This is a genomic window from Asticcacaulis sp. (genome assembly GCF_035497195.1).
Lineage (GTDB): Bacteria > Pseudomonadota > Alphaproteobacteria > Caulobacterales > Caulobacteraceae > Asticcacaulis.
Genome location: NZ_DATJDZ010000008.1, coordinates 1 through 4,204, shown reverse-complemented (window position 1 = coordinate 4,204; position 4,204 = coordinate 1). Strand labels below are relative to the sequence as shown.

6 protein-coding genes are annotated in these 4,204 nt (G+C 64.7%); all 6 read left to right on the top strand.

Annotation, left to right across the window (positions count from 1 at the left end; translation table 11 throughout):
* Positions 1-20 precede the first annotated feature (20 nt).
* Complete coding sequence (locus VL130_RS02125) at positions 21-1,148, top strand: TrbI/VirB10 family protein (protein ID WP_024353506.1); 1,128 nt, start codon at positions 21-23, stop codon at positions 1,146-1,148.
* Positions 1,149-1,150: 2 nt separating this feature from the next.
* On the top strand, positions 1,151-1,372 hold the full coding sequence (locus VL130_RS02120) for a DUF2274 domain-containing protein (RefSeq protein WP_024353507.1): 222 nt from the start codon (positions 1,151-1,153) through the stop codon (positions 1,370-1,372).
* Between the two features lie 134 nt (positions 1,373-1,506).
* On the top strand, positions 1,507-1,824 hold the full coding sequence (locus tag VL130_RS02115; RefSeq protein WP_024353508.1) for a hypothetical protein: 318 nt from the start codon (positions 1,507-1,509) through the stop codon (positions 1,822-1,824).
* The gene (locus VL130_RS02110) at positions 1,821-2,174 is read left to right on the top strand and encodes a toxin-antitoxin system TumE family protein (RefSeq protein WP_024353509.1); all 354 of its coding nucleotides are present in this window, start codon (positions 1,821-1,823) and stop codon (positions 2,172-2,174) included. Before VL130_RS02115 ends, VL130_RS02110 begins: the two co-directional genes overlap by 4 nt.
* Entirely contained in the window at positions 2,171-2,569 is a 399-nt protein-coding gene (locus VL130_RS02105; RefSeq protein ID WP_024353510.1) for a helix-turn-helix domain-containing protein, read from the top strand. The genes VL130_RS02110 and VL130_RS02105 overlap by 4 nt, the downstream gene beginning before the upstream one ends.
* Positions 2,566-4,204, top strand: a 1,639-nt coding sequence (locus tag VL130_RS02100) for a recombinase family protein (RefSeq protein ID WP_029673239.1), incomplete at its 3' end; no start/stop codon positions are given. The genes VL130_RS02105 and VL130_RS02100, both read left to right, overlap by 4 nt.

The following is a 4,204-nucleotide window of genomic DNA, read 5'->3' as shown; positions in this document are numbered from 1 at the left end:
ACCACGGGAGGATCGTCCTCATGAGCGATACCGATACCGCCGCACCCATGCGCCTGCGCGCTGAATCGCCCCGCGTCACCCGCCTGTCCCGCAAAATGCTGGCAGGCGTCGGAGCCGTCGCGCTTCTCGGCTTCGGCGGGGCGCTGATCTACGCGCTCCAGACCCGCGACGGAGGGCCGGACGGCGGCGAACTTTACTCGACCAACAACCGGCAAACCGCCGATGGGCTGGCGGGCCTGCCGAGCGACTATAGCGGCCCGGTGCTCGGTCCCGCGCTGCCGGGCGACCTTGGCCGCCCGATCCTTGACGCGCAGAACAGGGGCCAGCCAGTCGCGCCGCCCGTCATGACGACGCCCGCCGTCGATCCCGAGGAAGAACGCCGCAGGGCCGAGGAAGAAGCCGCGCGCTTGAGCAACGTCTTTTTCCAGTCCGGCCCGCGCACGGTAGCGCCAGCCGGCACGGCCATGCCCGGCCTTGCCGGTCTTGGCCTCGGCGGGCAGCCCGCGACACAGGATCGCCACGCGGCGTTTCTCAACGGGCCGGTGGACCGGCAGACCGTCGCCCCGGATCGCGTTGTGCCGCCAGCATCGCCCTATATCCTTCAGGCCGGGGCCGTGATCCCGGCCGCGCTCATCACCGGCATCCGTTCCGATCTGCCCGGCCAGATCACCGCGCAGGTGACGGAGAACGTCTATGACAGCCCGACCGGCTCGCTGCTCCTGATCCCGCAGGGCACCCGCATCATAGGCCAATACGATGACGGCGTGACCTTCGGCCAGCGCAGGGTGCTCTTGGTGTGGAACCGCCTGATCCTGCCGGGCGGCCGCTCCATCGTTCTGGAGCGCCTGCCGGGCGCGGACGCCAGCGGCTATGCCGGCCTTGAGGACGGTGTTGATTACCATTGGTGGGATCTAATGAAGGCCGCAGGGCTATCCACGCTGCTTGCAGTCGGCTCGGAGCTGGCCACGAGCGACGAGGACCGGCTGATCCGCGCCATCCGCGACGGGGCGCAGGATACCGTCAATCAGGCCGGCCAGCAGATCGTCCAGCGCCAGTTGCAGGTTGCGCCGACGCTCACCATCCGGCCGGGCTTTCCGGTCAGGATCATCGTCACCCGCGATCTTGTGTTCGAGCCGGCAGGAGGTTGACCATGACGAAACTGAAACTCGGCCCGCTGCCCGACGACAAGCCTGTCAAGGTGACGGTGGAACTGCCCGCGCCGCTTCACCGCGATCTGATCGCCTATGCCGAGGTGCTGGCCCGCGAGAGCGGCCAGCCCGTTGCCGATCCCGCCAAGCTCATCGTTCCGATGCTTCAACACTTCATCGCCACGGATCGCGGTTTCGCCAAGGCGCGGCGAGCCTCCAGCTAACCCCATTCCGGCAGGGGTGCCGCCAGCGCATAGGCGCAAATGCGGCACGCTACAGGCCGCCGACTGCCCTCCATGGTTCGCTTAATTCCGGGGCCAATAGCGCCCCGGAATCCGCCAGAACCAAGGAGGATTCCATGTGCGCAGAGCGCCGCCGCGCCCGCAAAGGGCGACCGCGACAGTCGATCCCCGAACCACTTCCCGACGATCTGTTCGACTACGCCGACGATCCTACGCCGGACGACCGGACGCGAGCCGGCAACACGCCACTTCTCGGCCCGGACGGCCAGAGGATGCGCGTTACCGACGATTGGCCGGAGGACATTCCCGTTACCGAGGCCGAGATTGACGTGTTCGAGCGCTGGTTCGGCGATGTGTTCGACGAACTCTTGAACCCGGGAAAGCCGGATGACAGCTTGCAATTCCTATCTCAAACTGATAGGAAAAAGGCATGAGCGCGGATCGTGATCCGGGCCTCGACACGCTTCTGGACCTCGACGGACAGATGCTCTTTGTCGATCCAGAGGGCGGCCATTGGGTGAAGTTCGTCGTCACCCGCGTTCCGGCATCCCCGGAGAAGCCGCACGGCCTCGATTATTCGCTCACGCTTCACGGGCCTTCGGGCGAACGACTGGTCGGCTTCGACAATGCCCACCCGGTCGGCCGGGGCAGGCGCGGCGAGCCGATGGACCATCGGCACCGCTTTCAGACCGTGAAGCCTTACGCCTACGAGGATGCGGCCACGCTGCTGGCCGACTTCTGGCAGACCGTGGACGCGGTATTGAAGGAACGAGGTGCCCTATGACCACATTGAAAGTCGGGATTGCCGACTATGAAGAAATGAAGGCCCGCACCATGCGGATCGCGCGCGGCGAGGAAAAACCTGCGCCCAGCGATCCGAAGGTGTGGTTCACCTCGACCGAATCCTTTGCCAAGGTGCTGTCGGCCGGCAACCGCGAACTGCTGCGCATCATCGCCGAGAAAGCCCCGGCATCGCTGGAGGAACTGGCGGAAATCACCGGCCGGGCCGGCTCCAACCTGTCACGCACCCTGAAAACCATGGAGAGCTATGGCCTTGTGCGGTTTGAACCGGGGCATGGACGCAAACTCGCGCCCAAGGTGGTGCATGACCGGGTGGAGCTGGCGTTGCCCCTGATCGACCGCCCCAAGGCGAAGAAAGCTATGGGAGGCCAAGCATGAACAAGCACAGCCCAACCACTACCGCCCGTGCCGCCCTCTATCTGCGCGTCTCGACTGCCCGGCAGGCCGAGCATGACATTTCCATTCCCGACCAGAAGCGGCAGGGCGAAGCCTATTGCGAGCAACGCGGCCTGCAACTGGTGGAGACGTTCATCGAAGCAGGCGCAACCGCCACCAACGACAAACGCCCCGAGTTTCAACGAATGATCGAAGCGGGCACGACCAAGCCCGCGCCCTTCGATATTGTCGTGGTCCACTCGTTCAGCCGGTTCTTCCGCGATCACTTCGAGATGGAGTTCTACGTTAGAAAGCTGGCGAAGAACGGCGTCAAGCTGGTGTCCATCACGCAGGAGATGGGCGACGATCCCATGCACCAGATGATGCGGCAGATCATGGCGCTGTTCGACGAATACCAGTCGAAGGAGAACGCCAAGCACGTCCTGCGCGCCATGAATGAGAACGCCCGGCAAGGCTTCTGGAACGGCGCACGGCCGCCTATCGGCTATCGCATCGTCGCAGCCGAGCAGCGGGGATCGAAGATCAAGAAGAAGCTGGAGATCGACCCGCTGCACGCCGACACCGTGCGGCTGATCTATCGCCTGTTCCTCGAAGGAGACGGCACGTCCGGCGCGATGGGCGTAAAGGCCATCGCCACCTATCTCAACGAGCGCCGCTTCTTCACCCGCGACGGAGGGCGTTGGGGATTGGCGCAAATCCACGCCATCCTGACCCGCACCACCTATATCGGCGAGCACAGGTTCAACACCCGCTCGCATAAGGACCGGGAGAAGAAGCCGGAGAGCGAGGTCGCTATCATGGCGGTGCCGCCCCTAATCGAGCGCGAGACGTTCGACGCGGTGCAAGCCCGCCTCAAGTCCCGCAATCCCATGGTGACGCCTGCACGTGTCTCCAGCGGCCCGACGCTCCTGACCGGCATTTGCTTCTGCGCCAAGTGCGGGGGAGCGATGACCCTTCGCACCGGCCAAGGCAGCACGGGCGCGACATACCGCTACTATACCTGCTCGACCAAGGCCCGGCAGGGCAAGACCGGCTGCAAGGGTCGCACAATCCCCATGGACAAGCTGGACCATACGGTCGCCGATTATATCGGGGACCGCCTGCTCCTGCCCAAGCGGTTGGAAACCGTCCTTGCCAGCGTCATCGACCGCCGACAGGAACGCACCGAACGCCGCCGCGAGCATCTTGCCGAGCTTCAAAGGCGAATCACGGAAGCCGACCAGCGGCTCGGCCGTCTCTTTGACGCCATCGAAGCCGGCATGGTGGACAAGGACGACGCCATGGCAAAGGAACGCATGGTGAGCCTCAAGGCATTGCGGGATCAAGCCGCCGCCGACGCGGAGCGCACGCAGCTCGCGCTCGATAGTTCAGGCAATCAGGGCGTCACCCCCGATATGCTCAAGGGGTTTGCCCGCAAAGCCCGTGAACGGATCAAGCTCAACGATGGCGGCTACCGCCGCGACCATCTACGCGCGCTGGCGCAGCGTGTCGAGGTTGCCGACGACGAGGTTCGCATCATGGGATCGAAGTCGGAACTGCTGCGAACGTTGGTCGCCGCTTCAAGCGTAGAAACGGCGGCGTTCGGCGTTCATAGTTCTGTTCTGAAATGGCGCGCCC